Annotated in this window: 13 protein-coding genes; 10 read left to right on the top strand and 3 right to left on the bottom strand. The window is 62.1% G+C overall.

What is annotated here, in order from left to right; all coding sequences use genetic code 11:
- Positions 1-81 precede the first annotated feature (81 nt).
- From MJ643_RS12110 to MJ643_RS12070, 9 genes are all read left to right on the top strand, one after another.
- Entirely contained in the window at positions 82-780 is a 699-nt protein-coding gene (locus MJ643_RS12110) for a CoA transferase subunit A (RefSeq protein WP_015270421.1), read from the top strand.
- Between the two features lie 35 nt (positions 781-815).
- Positions 816-1,472: a CoA transferase subunit B gene (locus tag MJ643_RS12105; protein WP_003260585.1), complete on the top strand. Its 657-nt coding sequence runs from the start codon at positions 816-818 to the stop codon at positions 1,470-1,472.
- Positions 1,473-1,626: 154 nt separating this feature from the next.
- The gene (locus MJ643_RS12100; RefSeq protein WP_208209661.1) at positions 1,627-3,045 is read left to right on the top strand and encodes a TIGR00366 family protein; all 1,419 of its coding nucleotides are present in this window, start codon (positions 1,627-1,629) and stop codon (positions 3,043-3,045) included.
- Positions 3,046-3,132: 87 nt separating this feature from the next.
- Entirely contained in the window at positions 3,133-3,675 is a 543-nt protein-coding gene (locus MJ643_RS12095) for an XRE family transcriptional regulator (RefSeq protein ID WP_024087165.1), read from the top strand.
- Positions 3,676-3,925: 250 nt separating this feature from the next.
- Positions 3,926-4,102: a hypothetical protein gene (locus MJ643_RS12090; protein WP_013972718.1), complete on the top strand. Its 177-nt coding sequence runs from the start codon at positions 3,926-3,928 to the stop codon at positions 4,100-4,102.
- 258 nt (positions 4,103-4,360) lie between these two features.
- A complete protein-coding gene (locus MJ643_RS12085; RefSeq protein WP_015270418.1) occupies positions 4,361-4,918 on the top strand; it encodes a polysaccharide biosynthesis/export family protein in 558 nt (185 codons plus the stop codon).
- Between the two features lie 24 nt (positions 4,919-4,942).
- Positions 4,943-6,058 carry a hypothetical protein gene (locus tag MJ643_RS12080; protein WP_024087164.1) on the top strand — a complete coding sequence of 372 codons (1,116 nt, stop codon included), beginning with the start codon at positions 4,943-4,945 and terminating at the stop codon, positions 6,056-6,058.
- A 19-nt stretch (positions 6,059-6,077) separates the two neighbouring features.
- The gene (locus MJ643_RS12075; RefSeq protein WP_023661896.1) at positions 6,078-7,640 is read left to right on the top strand and encodes a Wzz/FepE/Etk N-terminal domain-containing protein; all 1,563 of its coding nucleotides are present in this window, start codon (positions 6,078-6,080) and stop codon (positions 7,638-7,640) included.
- Positions 7,641-7,650: 10 nt separating this feature from the next.
- Positions 7,651-8,457, top strand: a complete 807-nt coding sequence (locus MJ643_RS12070; protein WP_013972714.1) for a CpsD/CapB family tyrosine-protein kinase — start codon at positions 7,651-7,653, stop codon at positions 8,455-8,457.
- Positions 8,458-8,646: 189 nt separating this feature from the next.
- Here the strand turns inward: MJ643_RS12070 and galE are convergent, their stop codons facing one another.
- The 3 genes from galE to MJ643_RS12055 form a co-directional block, all read right to left on the bottom strand.
- Positions 8,647-9,624, bottom strand: a complete 978-nt coding sequence (gene galE, locus MJ643_RS12065) for a UDP-glucose 4-epimerase GalE (protein WP_013972713.1) — start codon at positions 9,622-9,624, stop codon at positions 8,647-8,649.
- A gap of 79 nt (positions 9,625-9,703) precedes the next feature.
- The gene (locus MJ643_RS12060; RefSeq protein WP_041505917.1) at positions 9,704-12,319 is read right to left on the bottom strand and encodes a cellulase family glycosylhydrolase; all 2,616 of its coding nucleotides are present in this window, start codon (positions 12,317-12,319) and stop codon (positions 9,704-9,706) included.
- 5 nt (positions 12,320-12,324) lie between these two features.
- On the bottom strand, positions 12,325-13,851 hold the full coding sequence (locus MJ643_RS12055; protein ID WP_041505918.1) for an O-antigen ligase family protein: 1,527 nt from the start codon (positions 13,849-13,851) through the stop codon (positions 12,325-12,327).
- A 96-nt stretch (positions 13,852-13,947) separates the two neighbouring features.
- On the opposite strand from MJ643_RS12055, the gene MJ643_RS12050 reads away from it, so the two are divergent.
- On the top strand, positions 13,948-15,324 hold the full coding sequence (locus MJ643_RS12050) for an oligosaccharide flippase family protein (protein ID WP_023660597.1): 1,377 nt from the start codon (positions 13,948-13,950) through the stop codon (positions 15,322-15,324).
- Positions 15,325-15,524: the final 200 nt, after the last annotated feature.

The raw sequence follows: 15,524 nt of genomic DNA, 5'->3' as shown, positions 1-15,524 counted from the left end.
AATCAGTCGCTTGCGGTGAAGATGTCCCCACACGCTCACCGACAGCCTCGTCGGTTCAACAACTACAAAAGGCGGATCAGCATGGCCGGACTGGACAAGCGCGTTGCAACCTATGAACAGGCACTCGAAGGCCTGACCGACAACATGACGGTACTGGCTGGTGGTTTCGGCCTGTGCGGTATCCCTGAAAACCTTATCAGCGAAATCAAGCGCCGTGGCGTCAAGGGCCTGACCGTGGTCTCCAACAACTGCGGTGTCGATGGCTTTGGCCTGGGCGTGCTGCTGGAAGACCGGCAGATCCGCAAGATGGTCGCTTCCTACGTGGGCGAGAACGCCGAGTTCGAACGCCAGCTGCTGAGCGGCGAGCTGGAAGTGGAACTGACCCCGCAAGGCACCCTCGCCGAGAAAATGCGCGCCGGTGGCGCCGGCATCCCGGCCTTCTACACCGCCACCGGCTACGGCACCCCGGTTGCAGACGGCAAGGAAGTGCGCGAGTTCAACGGCCGCAAGTACATCCTCGAAGAATCCATCACCGGCGACTTCGCCATCGTCAAGGGCTGGAAGGCCGACCACTACGGCAACGTGGTGTACCGCAACACCGCGCAAAACTTCAACCCGCTGGCGGCCACCGCCGGCAAGATCACCGTGGTCGAAGTGGAAGAGATCGTCGAACCTGGCGTGCTGCTGCCCAGCGAGATCCACACACCGGGCATCTACGTGGACCGCGTCATCGTCGGCACCTTCGAAAAGCGTATCGAAAAGCGCACCGTCAAGGCCTGAGCGCCATCCACCAGAACAACAAAGAGATCCTGACCATGGCACTGACCCGCGAACAGATGGCGCAACGCGTCGCCCGTGAACTGAAGGACGGCTACTACGTAAACCTGGGCATCGGCATTCCGACCCTGGTGGCCAACTACGTACCCGCCGACATGGATGTGATGCTGCAATCGGAAAACGGCCTGCTCGGCATGGGCGAATTCCCCACCGAAGGCACCATCGATGCCGACATGATCAACGCCGGCAAGCAGACCGTCACCGCCCGCCGCGGTGCCTCGATCTTCGATTCGGCGCAGTCGTTCGCCATGATCCGTGGCGGCCACGTCGACCTGACCGTGCTTGGCGCCTTCGAAGTGGATGTGCAAGGCAACATCGCTTCGTGGATGATCCCGGGCAAGCTGGTGAAGGGCATGGGCGGCGCCATGGACCTGGTGGCCGGTGCCGAGAACATCATCGTCACCATGACCCACGCGTCCAAGGACGGCGAGTCCAAGCTGCTGCCGCAGTGCAGCCTGCCATTGACCGGTGCTGGCTGCATCCGCAAGGTGCTGACCGACCTGGCCTACCTGGAAATCGAAGACGGCGCCTTCATCCTGCGCGAGACCGCGCCTGGGGTGAGCATCGAGGAAATCATCGAGAAAACCGCCGGCAAGCTGATAGTGCCGGATGATGTGAAGGAAATGACCTTCTAACGCATCATGTGATCCTACCCTGTGGGAGCGGGCGTGCCCGCGAATGCTGCGGTGAATTTACCGACGCATTCGCGGGCACGCCCGCTCCCACAGGGTTTTTGCGTTGTCTGGCAATACTGCTTTACCTCATAAAACCAATAAAAGGAATTGAACTGTGGCCGCTGAAATCCAAGACAGCCGTTCCGCGCGCTTTGCCTTGCGCTGCTCCAACTGGGCCGAACGCTGGTTCCCCGATTCCTGGGTGTTTGCCGCCCTGGCAGTACTGCTGGTTTGCATCGGCGCCCTGGCCATGGGCGCCAAGCCGACCGACACCGCCAAGGCCTTTGGCGATGGCTTCTGGAGCCTGATCCCCTTCACCATGCAGATGGCCTTCGTAGTCATCGGCGGCTATGTGGTGGCCAGCTCGCCGCCCGCCGCGCGCCTGATCGACCGCTCGGCGCGCATCCCCGGCAATGGCCGTTCGGCCGTGTGCTGGGTGGCGCTGATCTCGATGTTGGCATCGCTGCTCAACTGGGGCCTGTCGCTGGTGTTCGGCGGCCTGCTGGTGCGCGCCCTGGCCCGACGCACCGAACTGAAGATGGACTACCGCGCCGCCGGCGCCGCCGCCTACCTGGGACTGGGCGCCGTGTGGGCGCTGGGCCTGTCTTCGTCGGCGGCGCAACTGCAGGCCAACCCGGCCAGCCTGCCACCGTCGATCCTGTCGATTACCGGGGTGATCCCGTTCACCGAAACCATCTTCCTCTGGCAGTCCGGCGTGATGCTGGCGGCATTGGTAGTGGTCTCGCTGGTGATCGCCTACGCCACGGCGCCGGGCCCGAACAGCGCGCGCAGCGCCCAGGACTGTGGGGTCGACCCCAGCTTCACCGCGTCACCGGCACCCCAGCGCACCCGCCCGGGCGAGTGGCTGGAACACAGCCCCATCCTGATCCTGTTGCTGGTGGCCCTGGCCGCCGGCTGGCTGTACCAGGAGTTCGCCACCAAACCGGCGATTACCGCCATTTCCGGGCTGAACACCTACAACCTGTTGTTCATCATGCTCGGTGCCTTGCTGCACTGGCGCCCGCGCAGCTTCCTCGATGCGGTGGCGCGTGCGGTTCCGACCACCACCGGGGTGCTGATCCAGTTCCCGCTGTATGGTTCGATCGCTGCCATTCTCACCCAGGTGAAGGGCGTCGACGAGCAGACTTTGGCCCACCACATTTCACTGTTCTTCACCCAGATCGCCACGCATGACACCTATGCCGTGCTGATGGGCGTCTACTCGGCGGTGCTGGGCTTCTTCATCCCATCGGGTGGTGGCAAGTGGATCATCGAGGCCCCGTACGTGATGCTGGTGGCCAATGACCTGCAGTACCACCTGGGCTGGGCAGTGCAGATCTACAACGCCGCCGAAGCCTTGCCGAACCTGATCAACCCGTTCTACATGCTGCCGCTGCTGGGGGTACTGGGGCTCAAGGCACGCGACCTGATCGGCTTCTCGTTCGTGCAGTTGCTGGTGCATGTGCCGCTGGTGCTGGTGTTGCTGTGGGCATTGGGTACGACGTTGCAGTACCTGCCGCCGGTGATGCCGTAAAGTCGGGGGCTGCACAGCAGCCCCAGCATTTCCCTGGCAGTCCACGTATGATGGCCGGGCTGCCTTCGCCTGGGAAATCCGCGTCACATGTCTATCCGATTGAAACTGCTGCGAAAGAAACTGGGGATGACCCTGGAGATGCTGGCCGACAAGACCGGCATGACCAAGAGCTACCTGTCCAAGGTCGAACGTGGCCTGAACACCCCCTCGATCGCCGCCGCGCTGAAGCTGGCGCGGGCACTGAATGTCAATGTCGAAGAACTGTTCGCCGAAGAGCAGACCGGCCAGAACCGCTACAGCCTGGTACGCCATGGCGAGCGCCAGGCATTGGTGGGTGACGGGGCAGGGCCGGGGTACTCGGCCCTCACCAGCCAGGTCGGGCAGCGCAGCCTGTTGCCGTTCCTGATCCAGCCGCCGACCGAGTTCAGCGACCCTACGTTCAAGGAGCACCTGGGCGAAGAATTCCTGTTCGTCCACGCCGGCCAGGTGGAAGTGGACTTCATGAGCGAGCGGGTACTGCTGGAGCAAGGCGATGCCTTGCATTTCAATGCCCAGACACCACACCGGCTAAGGTCGGTGGGGCCGCTGCCGGCGCAGTTGCTGGTCGTGGTGCATCACACAGACGAATAACATGCCGGGGCGCCAAAGCGCCCCACGGCCTTGCCTTTCTCAGCGATGAAACTATGGCGCCACCAATGCAGCGCCCTATGCTCGATTTGCGCGTCGATATTTTGACTATATTGTCCGGCGCCCATTGAATTTTATTATAGTGTCGAATCGTTGACGCAATGTCATTGTGTTCATAAGCTCATCTCAACGGTGAAACAACTCCCGAACACCTCGCCAACAAACAGTTGATTTTCCTCTTCAGGAGGGGCGTATGCGCACGGCTCTGATTATCAAATCGATGTCTTTGCTGGCGCTGTTAAGTGGCGCAGCGCGTGCGGCGGATATGTATATCAATCAGAACAGTATCGTCCCTGTTTCAACGGCAGGGTGGTTCTTTGCATTTGCTGTCGTTGGCTTTGTAGCTGTCGCCAACAGGAGAAAGATCTGAATCCGCCAGCCTGGGTTCTACCCTTGACGCCAGCGGCCCGGGGCCTCGCTTGTCAATTCCCCAGCCGTTGCTATATTGCCAGTAGCCCGTGCAGGTCCACGGTTGCAGGCAGCAAAGCCCAGGCTGCACAGCGTCAAGGCAAGGCCTCGTAAAGATCGAGGTCATCGCGGTTGGCGTATACCGCGAAGCGGAGCGAGAGTTGGTGTGCTGTTCTCATTCAGTGCTCTTTGTCGGGCCTTTTCGGCCGGAGGGACCCTCATGGTGCGTTCAATGTTTGCCGCGTTCTGCATGCTGATGGTGTGGTCTGGTGCCGGTAAGGCCGACCCGAGCAGTGCTACCTACCTGCTCAGCCCTGGCGATGTGGTGATGGTTTCGGTGTGGCAGGAAGATAGCCTGCGCCAGGAAGCCACCGTACTTCCCGATGGCAGTATCACGTTCCCCCTGGCAGGTCGCATCGATGTTGCCGGGCTGGATGTGACGACCGTTGAAAAACAAGTGGCTGCCAAACTCGAGAAATTCCTCCCCGACCCGAACGTCAGCGTTGTCGTCAAGAGCATCGCCGGCAACCTGGTCTATGTACAAGGCAAAGTGATAAAGCCCGGGCCGGTACAGATGGCTGGCCCTACCGCAGTGTTGCAGGCCCTGAGCATGTCCGGCGGCCTGGACAAGTTTGCAGATGAAAGCGAAATCAAAGTGGTGCGCGGCACTGGCGCTTCCCAAAAAATCCTGCCCGTGCGATATAGAGACCTGGTGTCTGGCCGGGATATGTCCACCAACATCCAACTTCAGGCTGGCGATACGCTGGTCGTCCCTTGATCATGCCTTTAATAAGAACACTTAATGCCTCTTCTCAGAACAACTAGTATTGCAACGGCAATCTTGGTGTTGCCGTTTACGAACACGGTCTTGGCAGCAAATTGGCAGTCTACGGTAGTGGTACCGACATCCGTCGAACATGACAGCAACCCCTTGCTGCTGTCGTCGGGTGAAAAGGGCATAACGCGCACGATCATCGCGCCGGATTACACCCTGATCGGTACCTTCGACCGTGACGAACTGAGGTTGGGGCTGGGCATGAATGTATTGCGCTCGTCCGACACGGCGGTGGTCGACAACCGTGAGGACCCTGACGTGAGCCTGGGCTGGCAGCGTCAGACCGAGCGCGGGCGGTTTGGCCTGCTGGCGCGTTACAACGAAAGTTCGACGCTGTCGGGAACGGTGCTGGATACCGGTGTGGTCACCACCGATGGCACGCAAAAGCTGTATACGCTGACCGGCAACTGGAGCCAGGCGGTTACCGAGCGTAGCACCTTGAGCAACGAAACCACGTACAACCGTGCCCGTTATGACATCAGTACGCTGACGGGGTACGAAGAACTGGGCAACGTGTTCACCTGGACCTACGCCTGGAGCGAGCGAGCCGATCTGTACAGCCGCTTTGGTGCCCGGCGCTATGAGCCCGAGGAGGACCAGACGGCGACGGCGTCCAACAGCTACAGCCCCGCGGTCGGGGTCAAGTACCAGTTTTCCGAAAGCCTCAGCGCCGATGCGCATGTGGGTGTCACCGAGGTTTCCGGTGACGAAGGTGGCCGACGCGGGGAGGGTGGGGTTGCGCTGCTGTACACCGGTGCGCGCGCCGTCGCCAGCTTCACCGCCGAACGCAGCACGGTAGCCAGCGCCGAAGGCGGCTTCGCCGAGCTGGACCAGGTGCGCGGTGTGTGGAGTTACGCCGTCAGCGAATTGACCCGGGTGGGCGCGGACGCTGCCTGGCAAGACAGCAAAGGGCAGACCCCCAACACCCTGCAGACTTACAGCGTGTGGGCCAGCCGCGAGTTTTCGCCGTACTGGGACCTGCGCCTGTCGCTGATGTACAAGGAACGGCAGCAGGATAACGAAGCCGATGCGAACGCTACGATCGTGGGTTTGACGTTGACGTACAGGTACCCCGACATCTGAACTTCAGGCAGGTGGCCCCATGAAGTCTGACTACGAGCTCTCCCTCAGAGATTACATTGCCATAATCAAGGACAGGGCCCTGTTATTGGGGGTGAGCATCGTAGTCATCCTGGCCGCGACCGTCGCAGTCGCGGTGATGGTGCCGCCGATCTACCAATCGACCGGCACCATCCTGGTGGAGTCGCAGCAGATTTCCCCTGAGCTGGTGTCGACCAACAACACCAGCTTTGCCGATGAACGCATCGAAGTGATTCGCCAGCGGGTGATGACCCGCGAGAACCTGCTGCGCATCATCGACAAGTACAACCTGTTTCCCGACAAGCGCTTCAGCGATAGCGACAAGATCGACCACATGCGCAGCGCCATCGTCGTCGAAACCCTTACCACATACGTGCGCGGGCGGGGTGAAGCGACCGTGGCGTTCAATGTGTCCTTCGAGCACAAGCAGCCCGAGGTGGCCAAGGACGTCGCCGACGAGTTGGTGACGCTGTTCCTCAACGAGAACCTCAAGCAGCGTACCGAGCGGGCCAACGAAACCACCGAGTTCCTCACTCAGGAGGCTAACAAGCTGGGTGCCGAGCTGGCCAACCTGGAAAACCAGCTGGCGGATTTCAAGCAGGCCCACGCCAACGCCTTGCCCGAGCACCAGACCTTGCGCATGAACATGCTGTCACGATCGGAGCTGGAGTTCCGCGAGGTCGACCGTGATTACAAGGCCGCCCAGGAAGAACTGCGTTACCTTGAGCTGGAACTGTCCGCGGCCAATGCCGGGCTGGCAACCAAGGCCGGCGAAGGCCCCAGGGTGGCCGGTGCCGAGCAGCCCCAGGACCTGCCCAGCCTGAAGGCCGAATATGCCCGGCTGCTGAGCCGCTACAAGGAAGCCCACCCCGATGTGGTGGCGGTCAAGCGCAGGATCCAGGCGCTCGAAGCCAGTGGCAATCGCACGGCGGCGGCCTCCACGGTCGGCCTCGATGTCGCCCGCGTGCGCGCCAAGATGAGCGCGGCACAGGAGCGCATTGCTTCGCTGGCCGAGCAGAAGCGCGAGTTGACCCGCAAGATGGAAGGCTACGAGGCTGAGATCCTCGAGGCGCCGCAGGTCGAGCGTGGCCTGGTGACCTTGATGCGTGACCACGACAACGCGCGCAAGAAGTACGAGGAAATCCGCGCCAAGGAAATGGGCGCGAAGATTACCGAAAGCCTGGAGCAGGAGAACAAGGCCGAGCGCTTTGTACTGCTTGAGCCACCACTGATGCCCGAGAAACCGATCAAGCCCAACCGCAAGAAGATCGCTGCGCTGGGCCTGGTGCTGGCACCGGCAGGTGGCGGTGCGCTGGTGATGCTGCTGGAGATGTTCAACCAGCGCATTCGCGGCGTCGGTGCACTGGAGAACCTGCTGGGCAGGCGGGTGCTGGTGGCGCTGCCATACATCGATACCAAGGCCGATGTGGCCAGGCGCAAGCGTTGGCGCAACTGGCTGATCGTGGCGGCACTGGCGCTGGCGGCTATCATGGTAGTGCTGGTGCACGTGTTCTACATGCCACTGGATGTGCTGTTGTTCAAAGTCATGTCTCGGTTTGCATAGGGAAGCAGTGATGGACAGGACCAAGCAGGCTGTCGGCAATAATCTTCACCAGGTTACCCCGGGTACCCCGCAGGCCTTGTCACCCGCCCCTGGTACGGCACTGGCGGAAGTGCCTGGCCAGTTCGATTACGTGAACACCAAGGTGGTGCCGCTGCGCGCGGAGCACCTGGAGCGTCACCGTATCGTCGCCTACAACAAGAACTCCAACATGAACGGGCCGATCGACCTGCTGCGCACGCAGGTGCTCAGGACCATGGACGAGAATGGCTGGCGAACCCTGGCCATCACCTCGCCAACCCCTGAAGCGGGCAAGACGGTGCTGGCGATCAACCTGGCCATGAGCATCGCCCACCACACCACCAAGACCGCTTTACTGGTGGACTTCGACCTGCGTCGACCCAAGGTCGGCAGCAGCCTGGGCCTGCCCATGGACCAGGCGTTGAACGAGTTTCTGACGGACAAGGCCGAGTTGCAGGACTGCCTGGTCAACCCGACCTTGCCTCGGTTCGTGGTGCTGCCCACGCGGGTGCCGGTGCCGTTGTCCACCGAAATGCTGTCGTCGCCCAAAGTGAGCAACCTGATCAGCGAACTACGCAACCGCTACGAGTCGCGCATCTGCATTTTCGATTTGCCGCCATTGCTCAGTTCTGACGATGCGATCACCGTGATACCCAAGTTCGACTGTGTGCTGCTGGTGGTGGCCAACGGTATGAACAACAGGAAGGAGATCGAGGATTGCCTGCATCACCTGGCAAGGGTGAACCTGGTGGGAACGGTATTGAACAAAGCTGACGAGCAGCCTCGAACCTATTATTGAGTCTCGTATTCTGGGGCTGCTTCGCAGCCCATCGCGACACAAGGCCGCTCCCACAGGTACAGCACATTCCTTCAGCTGGTGGGGTCTTTGTGGGAGCGGGTTTACCCGCGAAGCAGGCGACGCGGTGGATGGCGCCGGCTGCGCCGGTGTTCGCGGACGCGCCCGCTGCCACAGGTATGGCGCACTCTTTCAGCGGGTGGGGTAGCGAGCCCAGGGGTACTGCAACTCCCACTGCCACGCATGCCGCACAATCGACTCCAGCGTGGCAAACTCCGGCCGCCAGCCCAGCATGTGCATAGCCTTGCCAGCATCCGCCACCAACCGGGGCGGGTCGCCGGGGCGGCGGGGGGCGTCGAGGGTGCGGATCTGCCGGCCAGTCACCGCCCGGGCCGTATCGATCACCTGCTGCACGGAAAAGCCCAGCCCGTTGCCCAGGTTGAACGCGGTTCGCTCGCCACCCGCCAGCAGGTAATCCACCGCCAGTGCATGAGCCGCCGCCAGGTCGGCCACATGCACATAGTCGCGTATGCAGGTGCCATCCGGCGTGTCGTAGTCGCGGCCAAAAACCGTTACTGCATCACGGCGGCCCGAAGCGGCCTGCAGGATCAGCGGGATCAGGTGGGTTTCCGGGTCATGACGCTCTCCCAGCTGGCCCTCCGGGTCTGCGCCCGCTGCGTTGAAGTAACGCAGGCATACCGACTTCAAGCCATAGGCCCGGTCGAAGTCCTCGAGAATCTGCTCGACCATCCATTTGCTCAACCCATACGGGTTGATCGGCCCCTTGGCATGCGCTTCGTCGATCGGCACGTACTGCGGGTTGCCGTAGACGGCTGCGCTGGAAGAAAACACCAGGTGCCTGATACCGGCATTCACCATGGCCTGCAGGAGGGAAAGGGTGGCCGCGACATTGTTCTGGTAGTACTTGCCGGGCACGCTGACCGACTCGCCCACCTGGATGAACGAGGCAAAGTGGAACACGGCATCGAAGCGGCAAACACCGAACAGCACATCCAGGGCGGGCTCGTCGGCGATGTCCAGTTTCGCCCACTGGACGCCGGGGCCGGGCGAGACGAGGTCCGCCACCACCACCTCATGGCCCGTACCGAGCAGGTGCTTGACCATGTGCGAGCCAATGTAGCCTGCGCCACCGACAACCAGAAACTTCATCCATGCCTCCTGGACTCTGCTGTTGTACAGCTGCGCTTTTCAGCTACAGGACTGTTGTGAGGGTAGATGGCCATATGCCCTATTTCAAGAACAGCCAGTTGGACATGTACTTGCCGTCGAACGTGATGCTATAGCGTCCATCCTGGTAAGCCATCGGCAAGGGTTTCAACTGGGCCTGTGCATCCCGGGCGAACAGCTTCAGGCCAGCAGGCGCCTTGATGTTCAAGGTGCCGGCAAACGGCTCTACGTTGAACGGTGTCTTGTCATCGGCCTTGGGCACGGCCCGGGTACCCAGCGACAGCAGCAGTTCACGCGACTGGCCCAGGGGGTTGCCGTCCAGGCTTTGCACCACGACGCTGGCGTACGGCGTTCGTGCTTGCACCTGGATGTCGCCCAGGCTGATCAAGCGACCTCCCAGCCATCCGGTGGCGGCCTGGGTCAGCGGTGTATCGATGGTATAGATGCCCTGTTGCCAGTTGCGCTTGAGTTCGCCCGTATCGCTGACCGCTTCCGTGGCGTCGGCCGGCAGCAAGGACTGCTCCGGGTCCTGCAGTACCTGCGCACCGACAGGGATGGCGGCGGGTTTCAGCCAGGGCAACTCCGGCGTCTGTGGCAGGGCGATCTGCAGTTGGCCCTTTTCCATGGCCGTGCGCAGCAGTGGCGAGTTGCGCGGGGTGATCTCCTGGTTGTACAGGGTGGCGGGCGTCGGCGCGAAAACGTATCGGGTAGTGGCCGGCTTCACATCCGCACGGCGATAGAGCAGGGCGGCAGCGGGCAGGGTGGCGATCATCGCCGGGTCGTTGTACGCGTGCCAGTTATCCGCCGTGCGCCAGCCAGGGTTGAAGGCCTGCTGGCTGTAAGCGTACTGCATCATGGCGTCCCAGCCCTGGTGGGCGGCGGTGCCGGCCACGTACAGCGGCAGCGAGTGGCGGTCGGGCAGCGGGAAGGGTTCGGCGTTCCACTCGGTGACGGTCAGCGGCTTGCCGACTACCTGGGCGGCAGCGAGCCAGTCGATCACGCCGTCGCTGGTCAACGGGTTCTTCTCCAATTGGCCATTGGCACCGTAGCCATGGGCATCGATGACATCGCCTGTGGTCAGTGCCGGCAGCGCGCTCAGGCCATTGCCGCCCCAGGTACTGGTGGTGGCGATCGGCACTTTCACGCCGAGGCCGCGCAGGTGAGTGATCATGTCGGTGTTGAAGCGCTGTTCCAGGTCGTTGAGAAAAAGCTTCGAAGGGCCATGCTCCCAGGCGCGCCAGGTGAGGTCGGTGGGCAGGTCATATTGTTTGGCGAAGGCTTTGGCCGCTTCCATGTAGCGCTCGCTATGGCGCGGCACATCCTTGTTCGGCATCAGGGCGTTACCGTAATGCTGGGTGAGGTCGTTCTCATTGGTGAGCAGTACGGCAGCGATGGCGGGGTCGTCCTTGTAAGCCAGGCCGGTGTATTCATTCACATGAGTCAGGTACTGCTCGGCAAAGCGTTTCATCGCCTGTTGGATGCTTCGGTTCACATAGGCGTAACCCTTCAGGTCGACATGGCTCTCACCCTTGGCCAGTTCCTTGAAGTCATCGATATTGTCATTGGCAGTAAGCGCCCGCTGCACGTGCAGGTCCAGCCAGATATAGATGCCCTCGTCCTTGAGCGCCTTGATCCACAAGTCGAGCTTGCGCAGCGATTCGGCACTGAGCTGCTGGGTATCGCGCACCAGGGTGCCGTCGCCGAACACGTTCGGGCTGACCCAGGGCGAGTCGTGGTGATGCAAACGCACCAGGTTGAACCCCAGTGCCGACAGGCGCTTGGCCTGTTGGCGGATTTCTTCGTCGGGGCTCTTGAACAGCGAATAGGCGGACAGGTTGGTGCCCCAGAAGCGCACTGGGGTGTTGTTTTCGAACACCAGCTGCTCGCCGACAGCCTTGACGAAGCCATGCTTGCCGGCAGGCTTTTCCGGGGCGTTGAGGAATGACAGGTCCACGGGCGAGGTGCGCCAGTCCAGCTGGTCGTCGGGCCAACCGGCGGGGTCGGCCAGGCCGAAGCGTTCGCTGGGCGTGGGACCCAGGTCGATGTCGCCGGTGATGTTCAGCACCGCCTTGATCTGCTGCCGACCAGCGTTGATCGGGTCGCTGTAAATGAACGCACGCAGTTCGGACGGGTTGCCGCGCTCGAAATATACCTTGGCCAGCGGCGGGTCGAAGCGCATTTCGATGCGTCGGCCCTGGTCAGCCTTGCCCCATGACCAGCCACGGTTGCCGGGCAGCAGCTGCGGTGCACCCATGCCCCCGGCAATTTGCCCAGGGTCGAACTCGAACACCATGCCACCGCCCATTACTCCGGCCTGCCGACTGTGGGCCTCGAGGTCAAAGGCCCAGCCCAGGGTTTGCGCCTGCTCCTTGCGGATATCCGCCGCCAGATCGAAGTCCAGTTCCTTGTTCTTGCCCTGCAGCGTGTAGTGGTCGGGGCCAACTACCTTGAACGTGGTGGAAAAACCGGTCCAGCTCCAGTTGGCCGCCCAGAAGTCGAACTTGGCTTTCATCACTGGCCCACCACCGCGGGTCACCAAGGGCAGGCCGTTCTGTTCATCGACACTGACTTGCCACGCTGAGGCCCAGCCGGTGAGCGGCAGTGAGGCCAGGCCGGCGATGGCCGAAACCCGCAGCAGGGTTTGAAAACCCCAGCGGCGCAGGGGGAGCAGGTTCATAGGCGTCACCTGGGTTGAAGGGCGGGGTCGGCCAGCGCGATGGCCTGGCTGTCGTGCAGCTGGCGAACCATCTGGACATAGGCCACGCCCAGTCCGGCGACCGTCCAGTACACCACCGGGATGAAGGTGATGCTGCTGACGGTGAAGATGATCACCAGGATGCCGATCAGTGTCGCCAGCAATGCCCGGCCGAGCTGGCGTCGCTCGTCGTCCTTGTCGGGGAAACTGCGCATGGCCTTGCGGATACCGTGCAGTACGGCAGCGAAGAACGCCACGAACAGGCCCAGCCCGACCAGCCCGACCCGCAGTGCCAGGTTTATGTAGGTGTTGACGATGTCGATGATGCCGTCACCCTGGATCATCGATTGCATTTCCGGGGTGTTGCGGAAGTCGAACGAGCCGAACAGTGGGTTGCGCTGGATGACGATCCACGAGTTGTCCATCAGCCGTTCGCGGTAAGTGATGTTCTCTTTCTCGAGGTTGCCAATGAACGGCAGCATGTCCAGTACCTTGTCGCCACCGGGCACGATGGTCAGCAAGGGCAGGGCCAGCATGCCGGCCGCAGCGAGCAGCGCCAGGCGCCTGACCGCACCTTTGCCCAGGGCGATGAACACCACCACGATGACCACGGCACCGATCCACGGGCCGCGGGACAGTGGCGCGAACAGCCCTGCGGCCAGCAGCAGGGCGCCCAGGGCCCGCTGCAGGGGGCGGCGCACGTAACCCTGGACGAACAGGAACAGGCCGATGGCCACGCTCATCACATAGCCCAGGGCAATCGCCTGCCCGGTGGTGACGCTGGCGCGCAGCGAACCGCCACGGCTCAGGTAGCCGGACATGCTCCACGGCACGCCCATGGCGTCGACCAGGGCACTGTACAGCAGCCAGTGGCGCACGTACTCGGCCACGCCGATCAAGGCCAGAACGAATGAGGCAAGCACGAAGGCCAGCAGGGTGTCCTTGAAGTCGCTGATCTGGCGCAGGCCACGGCTGGCCACGTAATACGGCAGTAACACGTCGACAAAAAGGTACAGCGTCTGGCGCAGGGTGTCGGTCAGGGTGGTCTCGCGCAGGTACAGCACGCTCATCAGCAGCAGGCCGGCCGCCAACAACCTGTCGGGCCAGGTGCGGCCGAAGCGCAGGGTGTCGCCTTGCCGGCGCAGGGCCAGCGCCGCCGGCAACAGCACGCACAGGGCCAGCAGGCGGATATGGTTGAGGTCGACCAGGTAATTGACCACGCCAAACCCGGGCACCTGCACTGAAGCCGGCGGGATCAGGAACAGCAGCATGTAGAACAGCGCCATGGGGTTGTGTTCGCGGCGCCCGGCGATATACAGGATGACGGCGCCAGCACCCAGGTACAGCCAGAAGCTATGCGAGAAGAAGGCCAGCAGGGTAAGCAGGAACCACAGGTTGCGTCGGCGCTTGAAGTCGCTCAGCGGAATCAGGTCGGTGGCAGGCCGCCGCGCCAGCAGGAAGACCACGCTCGCCAGAAAAAGGATGACGATCAACGCACGAAAATGTTCAGGCATTGGCTATGTGCACCTTTGCATCGGTGGGCAACGGCTAGCGTCGTGGCTGATTGAAACTATAGTGACCTTTTAGCCTGTCAGTCAGAGATTGTACTCATGCCGTCGATTGATGTGTCTGCCACCGCGAGCCTGCGCAAGCGGGCCCTGAGGGCCGGGTCATGGAACCTGGTTGCACAAGTGGCGTCACAGTTGATGCGCCTTGGCGGCAACCTGATCATGGCCCGCTTGCTGCTGCCGGAAATGTTCGGGGTGATGGTCATCGCCACCACCGTTTCGGTACTCCTGCATCTACTGTCCGATGTCGGCCTGCGGCAGAACATCATCCAGAGCCATCGCGGTGACGACCCGGATTTTCTCAATACTGCATGGACCGTGCAGATCATCCGCGGCTTCGTGCTGTTCGCCCTGACCTTGCTGCTGGCCTTGGGGGCCTGGTTCGCCCAGCTCGCCGAGCTGTGGCCGGCGGACTCCACCTATGCCGCACCGGTGTTGCCGATGGTGCTGGCGGCAACCGGGCTGTCGGCGGTGATCTGGGGCTTCCAGTCCACCAAGATAGATGTCGCGGTACGGACTTTCCAACAGAAGCGCGTGGTGCTGGTGGACCTGGCCTCGCAGGCGGTCGGCCTGGTGGTGATGCTGGTGCTGGGCTACCTGACCCATTCAGTGTGGGCACTGGTGATCGCCGGCCTGGTGTCTGCCGTGGCCTGGACCCTGCTCGGTCACACCGCCCTGGAGGGGCATGACAACCGCCTGCAGTGGGACCGTAGCGCGCTGACCGAACTGATCGTGTTCGGCCGCTGGATCCTGTTGTCGTCGATGGTCGGCGTGCTGGCCATGTACGGTGACCGCATGTGGTTTGGCGCCAGCATGACGGCGGCACAACTGGGTGTGTATTCGATTGCCGTGTTGATCCTGGGGGCCGTGCAGACCGCGCTGATGAAGGTTTTCGGCGCGGTGGCGCTGCCCGCCTTCAGCGAAGCGGCACGGGCCGATGACAAGGAGCGCCTCAAGGCGCTGTATTACCGCTTCCGCCTGCTGGTCGACCTGCTGGTGCTGTTCATCTGTGGCGGTTTCCTGACCGCCAGCCCTTTGCTGATCGGTTGGCTGTACGACGATCGTTACCGTGAAGCTGGCCCGATGATGGCCATTCTTTCGCTGTCGTTCCTCACATTGCGCTATACCTTGGCTCATCAGGTGTGGATTGCCCTGGGCCTGACCAGGTACCAGGCCATGGATAACATCATCCGCCTGGTCTCGTTGTGGGGGGGGCTGCCACTGTTGCTGGCGATCGGTGGAGTTGACTGGGCGATCTGGGGGGTTGCCCTGCATACCGTGCCAACCCTTGTGTTGATCGTGTACGTGAATCGCAAGCTGGATATGTTCAGCCTGAGGCGTGAGCTAGTGGTGCTGCCGATGCTACTGGTCGGGGCACTTTGCGGGGCGCTGCTGACAGCCTTTTTCAACTGGCTGTAATTCTGCTTGTCGGGTGAAACTTTCAAAGGTGCAGGTCATTGGATCATGGGGAAGTTTACGTTTTGTACTGCGCAATTGGGTCGTAGGGGGTTTCTCCAGAGTTGTGTCTTGCTGGGTGTAGGTGGTGTGGTGTTCGCTGCTACGCCAGCCATCACCAGCCAACCTGCTGGCAGGCCTGGGTTCGTGGTGATCAACGGCTG

The organism is Pseudomonas sp. PNPG3 (assembly GCF_023093815.1).
Classification (GTDB): Bacteria; Pseudomonadota; Gammaproteobacteria; order Pseudomonadales; family Pseudomonadaceae; genus Aquipseudomonas; species Aquipseudomonas asiatica.
Note: the sequence above shows the minus strand (reverse complement) of the source record. Positions and strands in the feature narration are given on the sequence as shown.